This window comes from Pseudomonas nunensis (genome assembly GCF_024296925.1).
In the GTDB taxonomy this organism is placed as follows: domain Bacteria; phylum Pseudomonadota; class Gammaproteobacteria; order Pseudomonadales; family Pseudomonadaceae; genus Aquipseudomonas; species Aquipseudomonas nunensis.
In genome coordinates, this window is record NZ_CP101125.1 from 3,569,359 (window position 1) to 3,587,325 (window position 17,967).

Annotated in this window: 19 protein-coding genes; 6 read left to right on the plus strand and 13 right to left on the minus strand. The window is 57.8% G+C overall.

The genetic code is table 11. From position 1 onward, the window contains the following. Positions 1–180: 180 nt before the first annotated feature. The 5 genes from NK667_RS15255 to NK667_RS15275 form a co-directional block, all read right to left on the minus strand. Positions 181–576 (minus strand): RidA family protein, encoded by a 396-nt coding sequence (locus tag NK667_RS15255; RefSeq protein ID WP_054615309.1) that lies wholly within the window; start codon positions 574–576, stop codon positions 181–183. 17 nt (positions 577–593) lie between these two features. Further along, a complete protein-coding gene (locus NK667_RS15260) occupies positions 594–1,607 on the minus strand; it encodes a GlxA family transcriptional regulator (protein ID WP_177331437.1) in 1,014 nt (337 codons plus the stop codon). A gap of 476 nt (positions 1,608–2,083) precedes the next feature. Next, positions 2,084–3,487 carry an MFS transporter gene (locus NK667_RS15265; RefSeq protein WP_054048760.1) on the minus strand — a complete coding sequence of 468 codons (1,404 nt, stop codon included), beginning with the start codon at positions 3,485–3,487 and terminating at the stop codon, positions 2,084–2,086. A gap of 497 nt (positions 3,488–3,984) precedes the next feature. Further along, positions 3,985–4,581, minus strand: a complete 597-nt coding sequence (locus NK667_RS15270) for a hypothetical protein (RefSeq protein ID WP_054616274.1) — start codon at positions 4,579–4,581, stop codon at positions 3,985–3,987. A 29-nt stretch (positions 4,582–4,610) separates the two neighbouring features. Continuing rightward, entirely contained in the window at positions 4,611–5,069 is a 459-nt protein-coding gene (locus NK667_RS15275; protein WP_054615310.1) for a metallophosphoesterase family protein, read from the minus strand. Positions 5,070–5,263: 194 nt separating this feature from the next. Here NK667_RS15275 and NK667_RS15280 point away from each other — a divergent pair, with 194 nt between their 5' ends. Beyond that, positions 5,264–5,518, plus strand: a complete 255-nt coding sequence (locus tag NK667_RS15280; protein ID WP_054048764.1) for a DUF6555 family protein — start codon at positions 5,264–5,266, stop codon at positions 5,516–5,518. 749 nt (positions 5,519–6,267) lie between these two features. Here NK667_RS15280 and NK667_RS15285 read toward each other — a convergent pair. After that, on the minus strand, positions 6,268–7,143 hold the full coding sequence (locus NK667_RS15285; protein ID WP_054615311.1) for a LysR family transcriptional regulator: 876 nt from the start codon (positions 7,141–7,143) through the stop codon (positions 6,268–6,270). A 103-nt stretch (positions 7,144–7,246) separates the two neighbouring features. Between NK667_RS15285 and NK667_RS15290 the strand changes: the two genes are divergently transcribed. The 3 genes from NK667_RS15290 (at position 7,247) to NK667_RS15300 (ending at position 9,578) form a co-directional block, all read left to right on the plus strand. After that, positions 7,247–8,182 (plus strand): NADP-dependent oxidoreductase, encoded by a 936-nt coding sequence (locus NK667_RS15290; protein ID WP_054615312.1) that lies wholly within the window; start codon positions 7,247–7,249, stop codon positions 8,180–8,182. 33 nt (positions 8,183–8,215) lie between these two features. Beyond that, positions 8,216–9,085: an NmrA/HSCARG family protein gene (locus tag NK667_RS15295; protein WP_054615313.1), complete on the plus strand. Its 870-nt coding sequence runs from the start codon at positions 8,216–8,218 to the stop codon at positions 9,083–9,085. Between the two features lie 91 nt (positions 9,086–9,176). Continuing rightward, the gene (locus NK667_RS15300) at positions 9,177–9,578 is read left to right on the plus strand and encodes a DoxX family protein (protein ID WP_054615314.1); all 402 of its coding nucleotides are present in this window, start codon (positions 9,177–9,179) and stop codon (positions 9,576–9,578) included. A gap of 266 nt (positions 9,579–9,844) precedes the next feature. Here the strand turns inward: NK667_RS15300 and NK667_RS15305 are convergent, their stop codons facing one another. Further along, positions 9,845–10,744, minus strand: a complete 900-nt coding sequence (locus tag NK667_RS15305; protein WP_054615315.1) for an AraC family transcriptional regulator — start codon at positions 10,742–10,744, stop codon at positions 9,845–9,847. Between the two features lie 156 nt (positions 10,745–10,900). On the opposite strand from NK667_RS15305, the gene NK667_RS15310 reads away from it, so the two are divergent. Then, positions 10,901–11,659, plus strand: coding sequence for an SDR family NAD(P)-dependent oxidoreductase (locus NK667_RS15310; protein WP_054615316.1), 759 nt, complete (start codon positions 10,901–10,903; stop codon positions 11,657–11,659). 134 nt (positions 11,660–11,793) lie between these two features. Here NK667_RS15310 and NK667_RS15315 read toward each other — a convergent pair whose 3' ends face one another. The 5 genes from NK667_RS15315 to NK667_RS15335 all read right to left on the minus strand — a co-directional run bounded on the left by NK667_RS15315 (position 11,794) and on the right by NK667_RS15335 (position 16,231). Continuing rightward, complete coding sequence (locus NK667_RS15315; protein WP_054615317.1) at positions 11,794–12,420, minus strand: LysE family translocator; 627 nt, start codon at positions 12,418–12,420, stop codon at positions 11,794–11,796. Between the two features lie 67 nt (positions 12,421–12,487). After that, positions 12,488–13,486, minus strand: a complete 999-nt coding sequence (locus tag NK667_RS15320) for a bile acid:sodium symporter family protein (RefSeq protein ID WP_054616275.1) — start codon at positions 13,484–13,486, stop codon at positions 12,488–12,490. Between the two features lie 106 nt (positions 13,487–13,592). Beyond that, positions 13,593–13,856 (minus strand): hypothetical protein, encoded by a 264-nt coding sequence (locus NK667_RS15325; RefSeq protein WP_054048774.1) that lies wholly within the window; start codon positions 13,854–13,856, stop codon positions 13,593–13,595. Positions 13,857–13,877: 21 nt separating this feature from the next. Beyond that, entirely contained in the window at positions 13,878–14,816 is a 939-nt protein-coding gene (locus NK667_RS15330) for a methyltransferase (protein ID WP_054615318.1), read from the minus strand. Continuing rightward, positions 14,813–16,231 carry an iron-containing redox enzyme family protein gene (locus NK667_RS15335; protein WP_054615319.1) on the minus strand — a complete coding sequence of 473 codons (1,419 nt, stop codon included), beginning with the start codon at positions 16,229–16,231 and terminating at the stop codon, positions 14,813–14,815. Before NK667_RS15335 ends, NK667_RS15330 begins: the two co-directional genes overlap by 4 nt. Before the next feature lie 338 nt (positions 16,232–16,569). On the opposite strand from NK667_RS15335, the gene NK667_RS15340 reads away from it, so the two are divergent. After that, a complete protein-coding gene (locus tag NK667_RS15340; RefSeq protein ID WP_054615320.1) occupies positions 16,570–17,478 on the plus strand; it encodes an alpha/beta fold hydrolase in 909 nt (302 codons plus the stop codon). A 9-nt stretch (positions 17,479–17,487) separates the two neighbouring features. Here NK667_RS15340 and NK667_RS15345 read toward each other — a convergent pair whose 3' ends face one another. Continuing rightward, positions 17,488–17,889 (minus strand): DUF1801 domain-containing protein, encoded by a 402-nt coding sequence (locus tag NK667_RS15345; protein ID WP_054615321.1) that lies wholly within the window; start codon positions 17,887–17,889, stop codon positions 17,488–17,490. Positions 17,890–17,967: the final 78 nt, after the last annotated feature.

A 17,967-nucleotide genomic window follows, 5' to 3' on the forward strand; every position in this document is an offset into this window, starting at 1 on the left:
CGAATGCGCGGCAGCATAGCGTTACGTAAATCAAACGACCATCCCACCGAGCCTTTATCGTCAGCCCTTAACCTGTGGGAGCGAGCTTGCTCGCGATGGCGGTTTTACCTTCACAGGTGAGTTGCCTGTTGGTCCGCAATCGCGAGCAAGCTCGCTCCCACAGTGAATGTGGATGCCCGGCTATTTGCGTCGCACCGCTATGCACTTGATTTCAACCAACAACCCCGGATGAGCCAGTTCACTCACACCGATACACGTCCAGGCGCACAGTCCCTTGGGGAACAGACGGTTTTTCACGTCCCGGAACACTGCCATGTGCTTCGACATATCGACGTGATAGGTCGTCATCTCGACCACGTCCTCGAAGGTACAACCGCCCGCCTCGAGCACCTGGCCGAGGTTTTCCCAGGCGCACATGAACTGCTGCTCGGGGTCTTCGATGACTTGCAGGTCAGGTGTCCGTCCCACCTGGCCGGCACAGTAGAGTGTGTCGCCGACCTTGACCGCTGGGGCATAACCCGCGCGTTCGACGATGGCTTTCATGGCGGCAGGAATGATGATTTCACGGTCAGGCATTACGGGGCTCCGGGAGGTTATTTGACCAACCGCGTTTCCTTGGACGGTCGGTAGCCAAAGTACGAGCTGTAGCATTTGCTGAAATGGCTAGGCGACACAAAACCGCAAGCCACCAGCACGTCCACCTGGGACAGTTCGGTGTGCTGCAGCAAGCGCCGCGCCTCGGTAATGCGCAGTTCCATGTAATAGCGTTGCGGCGTGGTGCCCAGTTGCTCCTTGAACAGACGCTCGAGTTGGCGACGGGAACGACCGGCATAAACCGCCAGTTGTTCCAGCTCAAGCGGTTCTTCGAGGTTGGCATCCATCAGCTTCACCACCTCGCGCAAAGGTGCGCTGACGCAGATGTTTTCCGTCGGTTTGATGCGCCGGTAGCGGGATTCTTCGAAGGCCAGGATGTCTTCGATGCCTTCGACCAAGGCCTTGTCGTGCAAGCCTTTGATCCAGTCCAGCGCCATGTGAAAGGCCCCGGAAGGACTGGATGCCGTGAGCCGGTCGCGATCAATCACGTAGGGTTCGCTGGTGACTTGCGCGGCTTTGGCAATTTCCGCCAGTGCGGGGCGATGTTCGGGGTGAATGGCGCAACGGTAGCCGTCGAGCAAACCGGCGCTGCCGAGGAACCACGCGCCGTTCCACAATCCGGACAGGATTACGCCGTGGTCTGCCGCGCTTCTGAGCAAGTGGATCAACTCATCGCTGGCTTTGAGTTCAGTGCGGTAGCCACCACAAATGACCAGCAGGTCCAGGTCTTGAATCGCGACACCGTCGAAACGCGCATCGGGCCGGATCACCAGGCCCAGGTCGCTGATGACTTCGCCATCGTGCAAACCGAACGTTCGGGTGGAAAACAACTTGGGGCGAAGCAGGTTCGCGGTGACGATCGTGTCCAGCGCTTGCGTGAAGGCCGGCAGTGAAAAATGCTCCAGCAGCAAAAAACCTGTGCGCGCCATGGGGACTGGCTCACCAGATTGCTCATTCAAATAGCGGAGATTTTTCCCCTTCATGCCTCCGCTGAATTGGCGTCGTTCGATCAAGGTCTGGGTTACTCGGTGATGAGGGCTGATAACCCCACATGCTAACCCCCAGACTGGTGTTCGGGCTATCGGGCTGAATCCCTGACCTTTCTTTTGATCTTTGTAGGAGCGAGGCTTGCCCGCGAAGAACGATGACGCGGTGTGTCAGACCTGACGCCTTCGCGAGCAAGCTTCGCTCCTACAGGGTCTGGTGTTGGCCGCAAATCCTGTGACCAACACAAACCCCATGTGGGAGCGGTGCTGGCCGCAACTCCTGAGACCAACACAAAACCAATGTGGGAGCGGGCTTGCTCGCGAAAGCGGTGTGTCAGATGGCAGAGTTTTCGGCTGGGCTGACGCCTTCGCGAGCAAGCCCGCTCCCACAAAGGGATCGATGTGTTGGCCGCAATTCTTGCGAACGACACCTAACCCATGTGGGAGCGAGCCTGCTCGCGATGACGGTGGCACAGCCACCCTCGATCCAGCTGAAGAACCGCTTACAGATCAGTAATTTCCTTATGCTGCGGCACCAGCGCTTTCATCACGCTCCACGCCACCAGATAGGCCAGTGCGCAGATGGCGAACATGATCATGTAGCCGGTGTGAATGTCGTTGATCGATTTGTAGTAGTCGAACACCCAACCGCCGATCTTGGTCATCACTACGCCGCCCAAACCACCGGCCATGCCGCCAATCCCCACCACCGACGCCACGGTTTTTTGCGGGAACATGTCGGACACGGTGGTGAAGATGTTGCACGACCAAGCCTGGTGCGCCGACGCGCCCACACCGATCAACAGCACCGGCACCCAGAAGCTGATGTAGCCGAACGGCTGCGCCAGCAACACCAGCAGCGGGAACAGCGCGATCACCAGCATGGCTTTCATGCGGCCGTCATACGGCTTGTCGCCGCGTGCCATGAAGTAGCTCGGGAACCAGCCGCCACCGATGCTACCGACCATGGTCATGCTGTACAGCACCGCCAACGGAACCACGATGTCCGAGCCTTTCATGCCGTATTGCGCCGACAGGTAGGTCGGCAGCCAGAACAGGAAGAACCACCACACGCCATCGGTCATGAACTTGCCGAACGCAAAAGCCCAAGTCTGGCGATAAGTCAGCAACTTGAACCACGAGACTTTCTTCACTACCTCGCCCGCCACCGGCGTAGCGATCACTTGCACCGGTTCATCGCTGCGGATGTAAGCCAGCTCCGCCGCCGACAGACGCTTCTGCTGCTCCGGCTTCTGGTACAGCGTGATCCACACGGCCACCCAGACGAAGCCCAACATGCCGATCACGATAAACGCCGCTTCCCAACCCCACAGGCCCGCAATCAACGGCACGCAGATCGGCGCCAGGATTGCACCCACGTTGGCACCGGAGTTGAAGATGCCGGTCGCGAACGAGCGTTCTTTCTTCGGAAAATATTCCGCAGTGGCCTTGATCGCGATCGGGAAGTTACCCGCCTCACCAATCGCCAACACCGCGCGGGACAACATGAAACCGGCAATCGACACCGGAATCACCGCCAGGCCGAACGCGCTGCACACCGCGGCGATCCCCTCGCCCATCGGCACCGCAAACGCATGCATCATCGCCCCGGTCGACCAGATGCAGATCGCCACCACAAACGCGGTCTTGGTGCCGATTTTGTCGACCACACGACCCGCGAACAACATGGAAATGGCGTAGACAAACTGGAACACCGAAGCAATGTTGGCGTAATCGGTGTTACTCCAACCGAACTCCGTCGACAAACCCGGCGCCAACAGGCTGAGCACCTGGCGGTCGAGGTAATTGACGGTGGTAGCAAAAAACAACAGCGCGCAGATCGTCCAACGGTATTTGCCTACGGCTTGGCCGACACGTTGCGCATTGATGGGCTCATTCAGATTCATAGCATCACTTTATTATTGGATTAGGGTGATGAACTCTCGACAACCGGACGAGAGCACAGGTGCACGTTCTCCATACCCGGGGGCTGGAGTCAGACCTGTAGCAACTGCTATGGGGTGTTTGTTGAAACCGTTGCCTGCAACGGACCGGACTGTGCATCAAGGCATGCAGTCAGGAGCGAACCACGGGGAGCGGCATTCGGGGAGACGAGTACGCAGGTTGGATTCATGATGGGGCCGACACTCATTTTTATTTTTAGGGTTCAACAGTCGATCTATCGTCTGTCGTCGTACAACTATGCCTTTTATATCGAGGCTCATAGCTGGCTGTCAATCTGAAAGATGGCCGTTCGTCATGACACGACCTCTCGATCCAGATCCAGCTCTGTAGGGAATACGACGGGTACAGGCAGGTTCAGTGCTGTGATTTACTGCGCGAATAGCAGATGCGATGGAAAAATCCGTTGTACGACAACGAAAGATCTAACTGACGCGGGATATCATTCCTCGGCGCTGCAATCGACATCCCCTGCGCCCATATGATCGAAGCCAGTCAGCACGACCGAAGTAACTCCTGAAGACGGATCGCTTGGGCGTTTACCCGTCGAATCATCAGTCGATTCATATTGAACGCTGGTGTCCATGATATTTTCCGGCACTGTCCCCTGCTCTGCTTCTGACAACAAATAGGCTTCGGCACGCGGCAATTTAAAGGCGTTGCGGACCTCGGCCTCGTTGAATGTGCCCTTGAGCAAGAGCGTCACCTGCTGCAACTCCCCATGCTCCCAGCTCAATTGCACCTGCGTCGCGAGCGGATGAATCCGGGCAGCCAGGTTTGCGGGCAATTCCGGGCCTTCGGTGTAGACGTCATCATTGCTGCAGGGGTCGCCTTGATTTTCGTAGCCCTTCAAGCTGCAGTTGAAGCGCTTGTCGCGATGCCCCAGCGACTGCTCCATATAGCAACCAAACTCGCTCGAGGACATGCGCGGCCATGCCAGCACATCGACGGTGGGCGGCGGCAGTCCAGCCCCCAAGGTCTGCCCTGCACAGGCGAGCAACGCGATGAACATCGCCATATCGGTATTGATCTTGAGCATGTTTTTTTGTACCAAAGGGCCAGGGTCGATCATTCCACCAACGATACCAGACGCGGCTCCATCGACGTCGCCAGCACCTCAAGCAGCGCCAACGTCACCGGCAACTTGAAGCGCCGCCGCCCTGCACTGCCGGGATTGAGATAAAGCCGCTCGCCCCGCCATTCAATCAGTGGCTTATGCGAATGGCCGGTGATCACCAGCCTGACGTCCGCATCGAGTGCAACGGGGACGTCGGCAATGTCATGCACCAACAGCGTCCTCCAGCCATTGAGGTCGAAATACAGAAGATCGGGAATCTGTTTTGCCCACGGCGCTTCCAGGTCGTTGTTACCCCGCACGACGTACAGCGGAGCGATGGCCGTCAGTTGCTCAAGGATTTGCGCGCTGCCAATGTCACCCGCATGAACGATCCGCTCACAGCCCTGCAGCGCCGCAACCGCTTCATCACGGAGCAAACCATGGGTGTCAGAAATCACACCAATTTTCATGTATCGCTCCAGATAAATGAGTGACCTCGCCACCGGTCATTGCCATTGAACTCTTGCATCACAGCACCGTCCAGCAGCGCCTGCAAACCCGCAATCTTCCCTTCAGAAATCAATCAGTAACAACAACCGAAAACGCTTTGAATTTTTTTCTGACGCCACCACTCCTTTATCTATGAGCAAATGGAGGGGGCCTCATGAAGACCGATCTTTACATCATTGAATACAAGCTTCACGGGCAAACAAAATCATTCATCATCCGCGCGCAAAGCATGACCAATGCCCAGGCCTGGCACTGGGCGAGTTGTGATGCGGGGATAGCGCCGATACCGAAACCTGGCAGGCCACCACTCAAAGTCGTGTCCAAACCCCAGGCGGAAAAGTATGGGCTAACCGAGGTGAAATGGCGGGAGTCGGCGACGTTGAACTGGACGGAGGTTTCGACATCATGACCTCGAAACGTTGATCTACGCAGTGCACAAGGCGGCGCGGTGGTCGAAGGTTGATTGAATCGGGGGGTTGAGGTGTGAAAAAAGCCGAGCAAGGCGATGACGCACCGTTGCGCGCCGCCTTGTTTGCCCACCTCAACCCAAGCTGAACCATGTAAGCCAAAAAAACACAGCCCCGCCTTTATGCCCTTTGTACTCCGCTTGCATTCCAAGCTGCTTGCGACAACGAAATAAACTGATCGTGGCGGGAATGAGTAATAGATTAAACATCCACTGAAATGCATTAGTTGATTCGAAGATGATGATCGCAAGAACATTAATCAGAATCATGCCAATGATTAAGAGGTTGTATCGAATATGTCGGCGTTGAATTGAAGCAAAACCTTCCCAATCGTAAATCAACCAGTCGTGGGAAAAATTCTCGCATTCGGGGCATTTGTGAGTTGGCGGAGGACTGTTTGCGATGTAACCACAGCTGGGGCATCGAGCTTTCATCGAGCTAACCATTATTAGATAACCTGCGATGCCACATTGACCTTCGCGATCCAGTCGCGGTAGGTCCGAGCTCTGTTGAGCAAGGCGTGACTAGGGAAAGAGTAAGCCCGACTGCGGTGGTGAGATTAGCAGTGCATCCACTGTTTTCCACTGTCTGTTCAGCGATTGATTCCAGCCAAAATCAGCCGTCCAATTTGTTGAAAAATCGATCCCCAACCAGACGCTTGAATCAATATCCGAGACCAGTAAGCGGCCTTCTATCCTGTCAGCACCAGAGACATGTCCGGATACTTCGCGCATATGAAATCAACGAATGCTCGAACTTTTGGAGTAATCAGGCGCCTGGAGGTATGCAAGACCCAAAGCTCGGGTTCTACACCCGATACCGTGCCCCACTGGACCAACTCGCCACGGGCGAGCTGGTTCCATGCGATGGACTGTGGAATCAGGGCAACACCACCACCGGCGACAGCCGCATCGCGGACCATCAGTAAGGAGGAGAATCGCAGCTTTGGAATAGGCTCCAGAACCAAACGCCCTCCGTCGAGACTCCAGTGGGTCGGCTGGAAGCTCGACGTTACGATGCCAGGAATGGGCCTGATTTCTCCGGGATCGGGCTTAAGCACTTCTGGCGCCGCCACTACTACCAGCCGGTCTTTGGCGAAGCATCGGCCTACCAAATTGCTGTCTGGGCTCGGGTTGATCCGAATGGCGACGTCGAATTGTTCCTCCACAAGGTCGACCAGGCGATCCTCCGCCACGACTTCGATTTCGACCTCCGGGTAGGCGGCGCAGAATTCTGCTCCGATGCGGCCCATTGCGAGCTGGGAGAACAGGACTGGGGAGGCGACACGCAAGCGTCCGCGAGGCGTCGATACGCCCTCGCGAGCCGTTGTCATGGCATCGGCCACCTCGCTCAACGGTCCTTCTGTTCGAGCCATCAACATTTCGCCAGCTTCGGTCAGCTTCAAGCCGCGAGCGCTGCGCTCGATGAGCCTCACCCCGAGTTGCTCCTCAAGGTCGGAGATTCGACGCGACAAGGTGGCTTTGGATATGCCGCTCGCACGGCTCGCCTTTCCAAGGCCCTCATTCGTTGCGACGAGTATGAAGTCGATCAGAGCGTTCAGATTCATGGTGTTCCAATTTTGAAACGAAGTGTCTGCATTTTGGTGTCTGCACATCATCCGTGCAACAGCCTATCTTCTCGTCATCGGAACTCGATACGAGGAACTGCAAATGAGCACCCTGCAACGAGCTGTACTGATCCGGGCATACGGCGGCGCTGGCGTCGTGGAAGTGGCCAAAATCCAAAAACCGGAACCTGAACAGGACGAGGTTCTCGTCCGGGTTCGTGCCGCCGGCGTAAACGGCATTGACTGGAAAGTCCGCGAAGGTCATGTCCGAAACGCGTTTACGCTTCCGTTGCCAATAGTGCTGGGCGCCGAAATTGCGGGGGTTGTCGAGGCTGTCGGCCCCGGTGCCTCTCGCTTTCGCATCGGCGATCGTGTCATGGGCGCGATAGGGAAACTGGGCGCCTACGCCGAATTCGTGAGCGTCAGTGAATCGAGCCTCTCCCTGACGCCTGAGAATATTGATGATATGCATGCGGCTGCGGTTCCTGTCGCAGCCGTGGCAGCCTGGAAGAGCCTCCATCATGCGGGGCCGATTCATCCCGGCCAGCGAATCCTTGTCCACGGTGGTGCCGGTGGGCTGGGCGCCTATGCCGTGCAGTTTGCCAAGCGGGCAGCCGCCGAGGTCTTCGCAACGGCGGGCGCGGCGGACCTGGATTATGTGCGCAGCCTCGGCGCCGATCATGTCATCGACTATCAAGCCCAACGTTTCGAGGAAGTCATCCGGGACATTGACCTGGTGCTCGACTACGTCGGGGGTGAAGTGCTGGATCGCTCCTGGCAGGTGCTGGCTGAGAACGGCGTCATTGTCGGCACGTCCTCACCTGACATTCTGGCGCGCACGCCGGCGAATCGCCGAGGCCTGTGGTTCATGAACAAACCTGATCCCGAACTTCTGGCTTCGCTGGCAAAAGAAATCGCCAACGGCACGCTGCGGTCCAGGATCGGCGAGGTCATTGGCTTCGCAGACATACCCACGGCGATTGAACGCAATCGCACCGTTTCCGGAACTGGAAAAGTCGTTGCGGACTTCTCTCGCTGATCCACTCCCTCTAATCACCGCAGGAGATTCAAAATGAGCATTCTCGTTATTGGCGCCACGGGCACTATTGGTTCACTCGTCACTCAGGGTCTTGCCGACGCGGGCGCCGAAGTCAAAGCGCTCGTGCGCCAAGCGGGTAAACGCGACTTCCCGGCAGGCGTCACTGAAGTTGTCGCAGACCTCACCGATGTACCTTCGATGCGTGCTGCGCTGTCTTCGGTACGGACGCTGTTTTTGCTCAACGCCGTTACGCCCGACGAGGTCACGCAAGCCCTCATTACGTTGAACCTCGCTCACGAGGCTGGCATTGAGCGCATCGTTTACCTCTCGGTGATTCATGCCGACAAGTTCACCAATGTTCCGCACTTCACTGGCAAGCATACCGTTGAGCGCATGCTCGAAAGCCTCGACATCCCCGCGACTATTCTGCGTCCCGCTTACTTTATGCAAAACGACCTGATGGTCCAACAGACGATCCAGAACTACTCGGTGTACCCGATGCCGATCGGCTCGGCGGGCGTCTCGATGATTGATGCACGCGACATTGCCGATGTCGCCGTGGCAGAACTGCTGCGACGCGACAAGGCATCTTCGGCTCTCGATCGTGTAACACTGGAGTTGGTTGGGCCACAAGCACTGACGGGTGCATCCGTGGCCAAGACCTGGAGTTCAGCCCTGGGTCGTGAGATCGCTTACGGCGGTGACGATGTAGCGGCTTTCGAAGGGCAACTGGCTTCGTACGGCCCCGGCTGGTTGGCATACGACATGCGCCTGATGATGGCGGGTATCCAGACGTTCGGCATGCAAGCCGCTGAAGGAACCGTGAACCGGCTGGAAGCCATCATTGGGCACCCGCTGCGCTCTTATGAAGACTTCGTCCGCGAAGCGACTGCTGGCGTTTAAAACAGGGCGGGGGGCATTATTTTCAACCAATGCATTGCCCCCTGTTAACCCATCTTCGTTGGGCTCCGCGCCGTCTAAAGTGGACACTGAAATGAGTAATAAAGCGTTCAATCAATCCGCCAGCACGAGCACGGCGTTGAAGTACACGTCCCTTGGATTACGCCTTATAGCGGCCTTGGTGTTTTTGGCAGCTGGCGGCGCCAAGCTCGCTGGCGTGCCAATGATGGTCGAGATCTTCGAACATATTGGCTTGGGTCAGTGGTTTCGTATCGCGACGGGGCTGATCGAAATCAGCGCTGCTGTCGCTTTGTTCATACCCGTCACTATAGGATTGGGAGGGCTGCTGCTGGCGATCACTATGTGCGTTGCAATTTTCACCCACCTCTTCGTTATCGAGGGCCGCCCTGTACCGGCCATCTTGTTGCTACTCATCACAGCCAGTATTGCCTGGCTCCATCGCGACAGTACTTTGAGTCTGATCCGTCGAGTGTAAGCCTCACCTTGCGGGAATCAACGCGATGACTACTTCCTCAACCCCTCCTGACACCCGAGTGTCCCGGCCTATTACTCATCGCACTCGAGAAGCGGCAGGTCATGAGCCTATAACCCGTCTGATGAGTCCTTCTGTCTGGGTCAGCGCCTCAAGCCCTTCGTGTTCCTTGATATCTTTGACGTCAGGGGCAACGTCATGCGCGAGTTATTGCCAATAAATTCGGCCTGACTAGTCAGTCGTCAAGACTCCAAAAGTCAGTCTGCCCTTTACGTCCTTGTTGAATTGGCGATCGCTTGCCGTACCTCGCGCACGTCGCGTGCAGGCGATACGCCGAATTGCCTTAGGTACTCGCGGCTAAACTGTGATGCGCTCTCATAGCCGACAGCGAACGCCACGTCAGACGCGCGATGCTCGCCAGCAAGCAAAAGCTGGCGAGCTTCCTGCAATCTGAGCTGTTTCTGATATCGGAGGGGACTGAGGCCGGTCATCGACAGAAAATGGCGATGCAGACTTGCCCGGCTCATGCCGCTTGCATCGCACAACGCATCGATGCGAAGTCGGACATTGTAATTGTCTCGGATCCACGCAACGGCCCGCCGGATGCTACCCAGTGCGCCTTCGGGTTGGGCAATCTGACGCAGTAGCCGCCCCTGAGGGCCTAGTAGAAGACGATAGAGCAACTCCCGTTCAACCATGGGGCCGAGCACCGGGATATCGGCAGGCGTGTCAAGCAATGACAATAAGCGCAGCAACGTGTCACGTAGCGAAGCGGTCATCGGGTTAATCGTGATGCCTATCCCCTTTTGTTCGCTCTCGCGAACCGGCGGCATGGTGGTCGCCAGTTCCGCCAGTATGGCCGGATCCAGAACGAGCGATACCGCAACGTAGGGCTGCCCTCCTTCAGCATCTATAATCTGCCCGATCAACGGCAGGTCCAGGGCGCTGATGAGATATTGCTCACTGTCGTAGCTTAGAAGATTGTCGTTAATCGCAACGCGCTTCGAACCTTGCAGAATGAAGCAGATCATCGAGCGATACAGGCATGGCGCCTTGTCTGTAGAGCCTTGTCCGACGCAGATGTCCACACGCGGAATCGGTGTAAAAGTCAAACCCGGTGGCGCATGGCGCAGGGCTATATCAAGATGCGGTGCAAGATCATTGGTCATGAGCCGATTATGCCTACGCCCCGCTACCGCGCAATGTGATTGATACAATCAGGCAATAAACTGAGCTTATTGGGTGTGGGTTACAAACCTGTCATTGCCTATCTTGAGCGGGTCAAAAACGCGCAGAAAAGCGCGCTTACCTAGCAGAGACAATCCATGACCAATCAGATCGCACTCATCACTGGCGCCAGCCGTGGCCTTGGCCGCAACATGGCGCTTCACCTAGCCAAGCGCGGCGTCCACATCATCGGCACCTATCGTAGCGGCGAGGCAGAAGCCGAATCGCTGATGCGAGAAATCGAGGCACAGGGCGGCAAGGCCGCGATGCTGCCGCTAGACATCACCGATACTGCCAGCTATCAAGATTTTTCTAACGCACTGACTGATACGCTGAAGACAGACTTCGGCCGCGAGCGCTTCGACTTCCTCATCAACAATGCCGGCAATGGCCTCTTTGCGAACTTTGTTGACGCGACCGAGGACCAGTTCGGTTCACTGGTCGCCACACACCTTCGCGGGCCGATTTTCCTGACACAGAAGCTGTTACCGCTCGTGGAAGACGGCGGTCGTATCCTGAACGTTTCCTCTGGCTTCGTGCGCTTTACTCTGCCGGGCTACAGCATTTATGCGGCGGTTAAGGCTGCAGTCGAGGTGCTGACCCGTTTCATGGCCGTAGAACTCGGTTCGCGCCGAATTCGGGTGAATGCAATTGCCCCAGGCGCCATCGCAACCGATTTTGGCGGTGGTGCGGTGCGCGACAACAAGGATGTGAACGCCTATGTGGCACAGGGCATCGCGCTGGGCCGTGTCGGTCTGCCGGATGATATAGGCGGTGCGGTTGCCGCCATCCTGTCCGATGACATGGCCTGGGCTAACGGGACGACTTTTGACATCTCGGGCGGGCAGTTGCTGTAGCCACCGCTGCCTTCACTCCATCCTGTCGCCGCCCTATCGAGAGACAACCCGATGGGAAAGGTGCCGTTGCCCAACGGTGGAACTGCCGGATAGGACGCAGGCAATACAATAGCGGTAGGCTCCCCACCCCCACCCTACCGCTGCTGAAAAGCCACCTTGACCCCAAGCCCGACAAACATCGTCCCGATGATTTTCCCTTCCCACCGACGCAGACCCGACAGGCCTTTGATCAACCGGCTCAAAGGACGAATGCTGAGTGCAAGAACGCTGGTATAGGTCGCGCTGAGCGCCGAGAAGAGCAAGCCAAGCACCGCGAATTGAATCAAGGACGAGCCCGACTCCGGGTGAATGAATTGAGGCAGGAAGGCCAGGAAGAAAATCGCGGTTTTCGGGTTCAGCACTTCTGCGCCGACCGCTTGGAAAAAAGCCTGGGTCGAGGTCACGTCAGCCAATTGCTTTCGCTCAGTGGCGCCTGGCTTGGCCAGAAAGGCGCGCACACCCAGGTAGATCAGATAGCACGCGCCCACCGTCTTCACGACATTAAACGCGAGCGCCGAGGTCATCAAAATGGCCGATAGCCCCAGCGCAGCGCTCAGCGTATGAATCAGGTCCCCCGATGCAACGCCCAGCCCCGTGGCAATCCCGACTTTGCGTCCACCCTGAATGGTGCGCGTGATGACCAACAGCACCGCAGGGCCAGGGATTAGAAACAGACCGATCACGACGGCTACGTACGTCACGATAGAGGGCAGATCAAACATCGCGGGTCACCTCGAGGCAGGACAGAGCCACAGTTATCCTGATACGAGGTTCGAAAGCAACAGGTGCTTATGGATCAACTTGCCCCATCATTTCCGCGACCGTTTCCGTGCGATTGGCGTAGCGCTGCGCCAACACCGCACACACCATCAATTGAATCTGATGGAACAACATCAACGGCAGAATCAGCACGCCCAAGGTGCTTCCGGCAAACAGCACCTGGGCCATCGGCACGCCGGTGGCCAGGCTTTTCTTCGAGCCGCAGAAGAGGATGGTGATGCGGTCTTCCTGGCTGAAACCGAAGGCTTTACCGAGTACCGTGGAAGCCAGCAACACCAGCCCCAGGACGATGCAGCACACCACCACCAGGCCGCCCAGTTCCCAGAGCGGAATCTGATGCCAGATGCCTTCGTTCACTGCCTCGCTGAAGGCACCGTAGACCACTAACAGGATCGAGCCCTGATCGACGAATTTCAGCCAGTTCTTGTTGCGCGCCACCCAGTTGCCGACCCAGCGCCGCGCGATCTGCCCGGCCACGAATGGCAGTAGCAGTTGCACACTGATCTTCAGGATCGCATCGATGGTAGAGCCACCATCGCCGTGCACATCCAGCAGCAAGGTGACCAGCAGCGGTGTGAGGAAAATCCCGAACAGACTGGACGCCGCCGCACTGCAAATCGCCGCCGGGACGTTGCCCCGCGCCAGCGAGGTGAAAGCAATTGCCGACTGAACGGTGGCGGGCAGCGCGCAGAGGTAGAGCATGCCCATGTACAGATCGTTGCCGATGAGCGGCGACAGCAATGGTTTGAGCGCCAGCCCGATGATAGGAAACAGGATGAAGGTCAGGCTGAACACCAGCAGGTGCAAGCGCCAGTGGCCCGCGCCGGCGATGATTGATTCACGGGAGAGTTTGGCGCCGTGCAGGAAAAACAGCAGGGCAATCGCGATGTTGGTCAACCAGCCAAAACCGACCGCGACCTGGCCGCTGGCGGGCAGGAGACTGGCGAGAATCACCACGCAGATCAGGGTCAGGGTGAAGTTGTCGGGCAAGAAACGGGGGCGGGTCATCAGTAGGGTCATCCGGGCGCCAGGAACATAGCGACCACTCTATCCCGATGTCCAGTGACCGACTAACGCCAACGGGCCAGCAGATAGCGCCAAAAGGACAGAAAACCTATCGGCTGACCACTGAGTGGTAATCCCCTCCCGCCACCGCGCGCGAATAAGCCGCATCCGCCTCCAGCCGCAAGTCTCGCCACTCCTCCCAATTCACAATGCCCTGGCGATCCATTTCATCCGCTTGGCGAAGCAGCTCCTCATGATAGGCATCTGGGCAATCCATCCGCAGCGCGCAGTTCTCGAGCGCACAGTGCCAGGCATCCAGGGCACAGAGCCGCTGTTCTTGAGCAGGAGTCAGCTGGTTTTGGAATGATTTCATGACGGTATCCTGAGAAAGGAACTACACCGGTAGACGTCGCGTGACGATCAGTTCCACGGCCGCGATGCGATCAACCTGTTCATAGCCGGCCTCCAGCAACTCCTCGCCGAAGACGTCCGGGTCAAGCTCACGGTAACTCCAGTCCAGCGCCGGTTGATCCAAAGCCTCTTTGACTGAGGCGAGAAACGGATCCTGGACATCCACAATGGCAACGCCGGTATACAGCAGCAATGACCCGCCCACGGCCAAGCGCTCAATCGATTCGTGAACGATCCGCACCGACAGGTCCGCACCCAGCGCATCACCGCCATGGCGATAGGCCCGTTGCCTGGAATCCTTCATGTACGGCGGATTGGCGACGATCAAGTCGAAGCGCCCTTCTACATCATTCAGCACATTGCTGGCGTGGCAGACCACGTTGTTCAAGCCTGCCAGTTTGGCGTTGATCGCGGTGAATTCGAGCGCCTTGGGGTTGATGTCCACTGCGAAGACTTCAGCCTGGGGCTTCGCCTGGGCGATAAGCATTGCGCCGGCGCCTGTGCCGCAACCGATGTCGACGGCGCACTTGATGGCGCAATCGGTGGTTTGCAAATGGCGGTTTATGGTTTGAGCAAAACGATAGGTATCCGGGCCGAAGAACACCGAGTCTTCCTGGGTGGTCGGGAAGGCAGAATGAACCAGCAACAGGTTATCCAGCGATGACCATCTGACGGTACTTTTGAGCTGCTCATGATCACGTTCCAACACACCGCTTTCGATCAGTTCGCTCTCTTCTTGGCGTGGCAGCAAACCTTGCGCGAATGGCCGATTCCAGCCAAACGCATCGCGCAGTGTGCTGCCGATGGCATTGCCAGCCCTGTCGTTGACCCGTTGATGAGTGATCGGCGTTGGCGTCACGAACGTGTATCCGCTAGCTCGCAGCAGCTTGCCCAATTGCAACAGCGCGGTTTGTCCGCTCATACCGCTTGCCCCTTTACGTTTTCGCTCATCACCTTGACGAACTCCCGAGTGGCGTAGAGCCCGGCCGGTGTCGCATGCATGGCCGGGCACATGAACGCGCCAAGCACAGCCATTTTTTCACTGGCCGCGCAGTGTTCGAGATCGCTGAGCAGCCCTTGCAGGTCCGGGTCGGTTGGAATGGCCGGCGACGCTACATCCGCATCTGCAGAGGTCTTGCTCCTGAACTGAAATCGAAAGGCGTTGGCAGCGCTTTCGTCCACGATCCGTTCGCCAGCAATCCAATCCCACAGCAGCTGTTTTTCGTAACCCGAGAAAACGCCAAACATCGGCGCGCCCGCTCCGTCGATCAGCTTCCAGAACCGACTGTTGGCCGGGTCTTCATCGCGCTTGATCCAGCCTTTGTTCAGCAAGACGTCGAGGAATGCTGGGATCTGATCGGGTTCCGCCAGCCACTCATTCACGGTCTTGCCTTCCAGACGGCAATAGTCGGAATGCATGTGCTGGCCGAACGAGCGTTTGCGTTCGAGCATGGCGATGACTTGCTGGTCCAAGTCGAAGGACTTGATGATCGCCGTCGAGCCAATTCCGAGTTCATTGAGCTTGTAGCCTTGCACGACACGCCGATAAAACTCATCGCGCTCCGCCCCCATCGGCATCAGCGACAGCACACTCTGGGCGGCCTTGCGCGCATGACCGGTGCTGGCGTTGTCGATGGTCACGTGCAGCGAAAAATAGTACGGATCGATGCCGAGTTCATTCAATTCGAACGAGGTAATCAGCAAGTGCAACGGCAGTTGTTCATAGCCCAGGTTGTAGCCGATGACTTCGGGCAGGAACGCCGCGCCGTGCTGCCCCAGCGCCAGCTGGATCGCGCCCTGCTCGTAATAGATATCCGCCAGCGTATAGCCGGGGTCGCAATCCAGATCAGCGATGAGTTTTTTATACAACGCCACATGGTTGAGCGCCGGTTCGCCGTCGCCCAATTCTTCCAGATACGTACGAATCAGCCCATGAAACCGATAATCCGCCCACTGCGGCAGCAGGCCGTAGAGCCACGCGCCGTCGACTAACTTGGTCGGTGCGACATGCTGCAAGAAGTACAGCGCATGGCTGCGCCCCGTGAAGAAACGTCGGGGACCGCCGGCATGTCGTTCTTGCAGATACGCCGAGTATTGCTCGGCGACGTTCGCCACACCCTGGCCGATCCAGTCTTCAAGCACCTGCGGGTTGCTCGGCACTTCGCAAACTGTGTGCTCGGCACGGGCCAGCTCGTGGTGCAGAAAGTCGACAACATCGACATCGCGCAGTGCTTCGCTCGGCTGCATCAAGGCGTCATAAACAGTCTTGGCCTGATTGCTGTCGGTGGCTACCGGGCTACCTATTGGCGTGCCTGTAAGGGTCTGAAGGTGTGTCATGGGGGTGTACCTGGCAGTCATCTCAAAAGAATCCCGGCTTTGTACCTGATGCCGACCCGTTAACTACTGAACGCGGAAATTCATGTGGGAGCGAGGTTGCTCGCGATAGCGGTATCACGTTCAACATTGATGCTGACTGTTACGCCGCTATCGCGAGCAAGCTCGCTCCCACAGGTTCCGCGCCTTACTTAACTGACGGGCATCAGGCTTTGCGCCGCTCTAATTCTTACGATTCACCCCTATTCAGAAGATTCATTGAATTTCACGAATGTCCGTTGGACGGCAATTTGCACAACCCCAGCTACCCTTCCATGAGCCCGCCCCTTTGGAGAACGCTGATGATCCGCGCCTTGCTGACCGCTTCCCTGCTGCTAGCCCTGAGCCTTCCGGCACTGGCTGATGTAACGCCATTCCCCGCTGCTTTCCTGACCAAGGACATTCCCGTGGAAGGGGTCACGATGCATGTGCGCGTCGGTGGCAAGGGACCGGCGGTGGTGCTTTTGCATGGTTTCGGTGATACCGGCGACATGTGGGCGCCGCTCGCAGCGGATCTCGCCAAGGATCACACCCTGGTGGTGCCCGACCTGCGTGGCATGGGGTTGTCGTCGATCCCGGACAGCGGATTCGACAAGAAGACCCAGGCGGGCGATATTCGTGGAGTGTTGGCGGCGTTGGGCATCGAGCATTCGGTGGTCATCGGCCATGACATCGGCACCATGGTCGCCTTCGCCTACGCCGCGCGTTACCCGCAATTGACTGATCGACTGGTGGTGATGGATGCGCCGGTGCCGGGCATTACGCCCTGGAACGAGATCGTCCGCTCGCCGATGCTGTGGCACTTCGACTTTGGCGGCCCGGATGCCGAGCGCCTGGTTGCCGGCCGTGAGCGCATTTACCTGGACCGCTTCTGGAACGAGTTCGCTGGCGACCCCAGCAAAGTCGACGAAGCCACCCGTCAGCATTACGCCAAGCTCTACGCCCGCCCCGGCGCCATGCACGCGGCTTTCGCGCAGTTTCGCAGCATTCGCCAGGACGCCGTGGACAATGAAGCAACAATGAAGAACCGGCTGAAGATGCCGGTGCTGGCCATCGGCGGTGAAAAATCCTTCGGCAACAACGAAGCGATCGTGATGCGCAATGCCGCGGACAAGGTCACGGAAGTGGTGATCCCAGGGGCCGGCCATTGGTTGATGGAAGAAGCGCCGACCGCGACCATTCGGGCGATTCGCGACTTTATTGCGCAGTGACGGGGCCGCTCATTTCGCCGCTTTCGAAGTATTGAGTTTCACGGCCGCACGAATCAGCGCCTTCAACGCGGCCTCATCAATCTTCTCGTCCTGGTGAATATCAATCGCGCGCCGGGTGTTGCCTTCGAGGCTGGAATTGAACAGGCCTGAAGGGTCCTCCAGCGAGGCGCCCTTGGCGAAGGTCATTTTCACCACGGCCTTGTAGGTCTCGCCGGTGCAGAGGATGCCGGCGTGGGACCACACCGGCACGCCGCGCCATTTCACTTCTTCGACTACTTCGGGGTCGGCCTTGTGGATCAGCGCGCGGATATGCGCCAGGGTTTCGCCTCGCCAGTCGTTCAGTTCGTGGATTTTTGCGTCGATCTGCGCAGCGGCGCTAGCGCCCTCTTCTGCGTCCGTTGCCTTTTTCATGCTGTTCGCCTCGCGGGGTGGTTGCCGACCCTTGAGTATTGCTGACGACGGATTTTTCTCCAGGCGCCGCGACCGCTG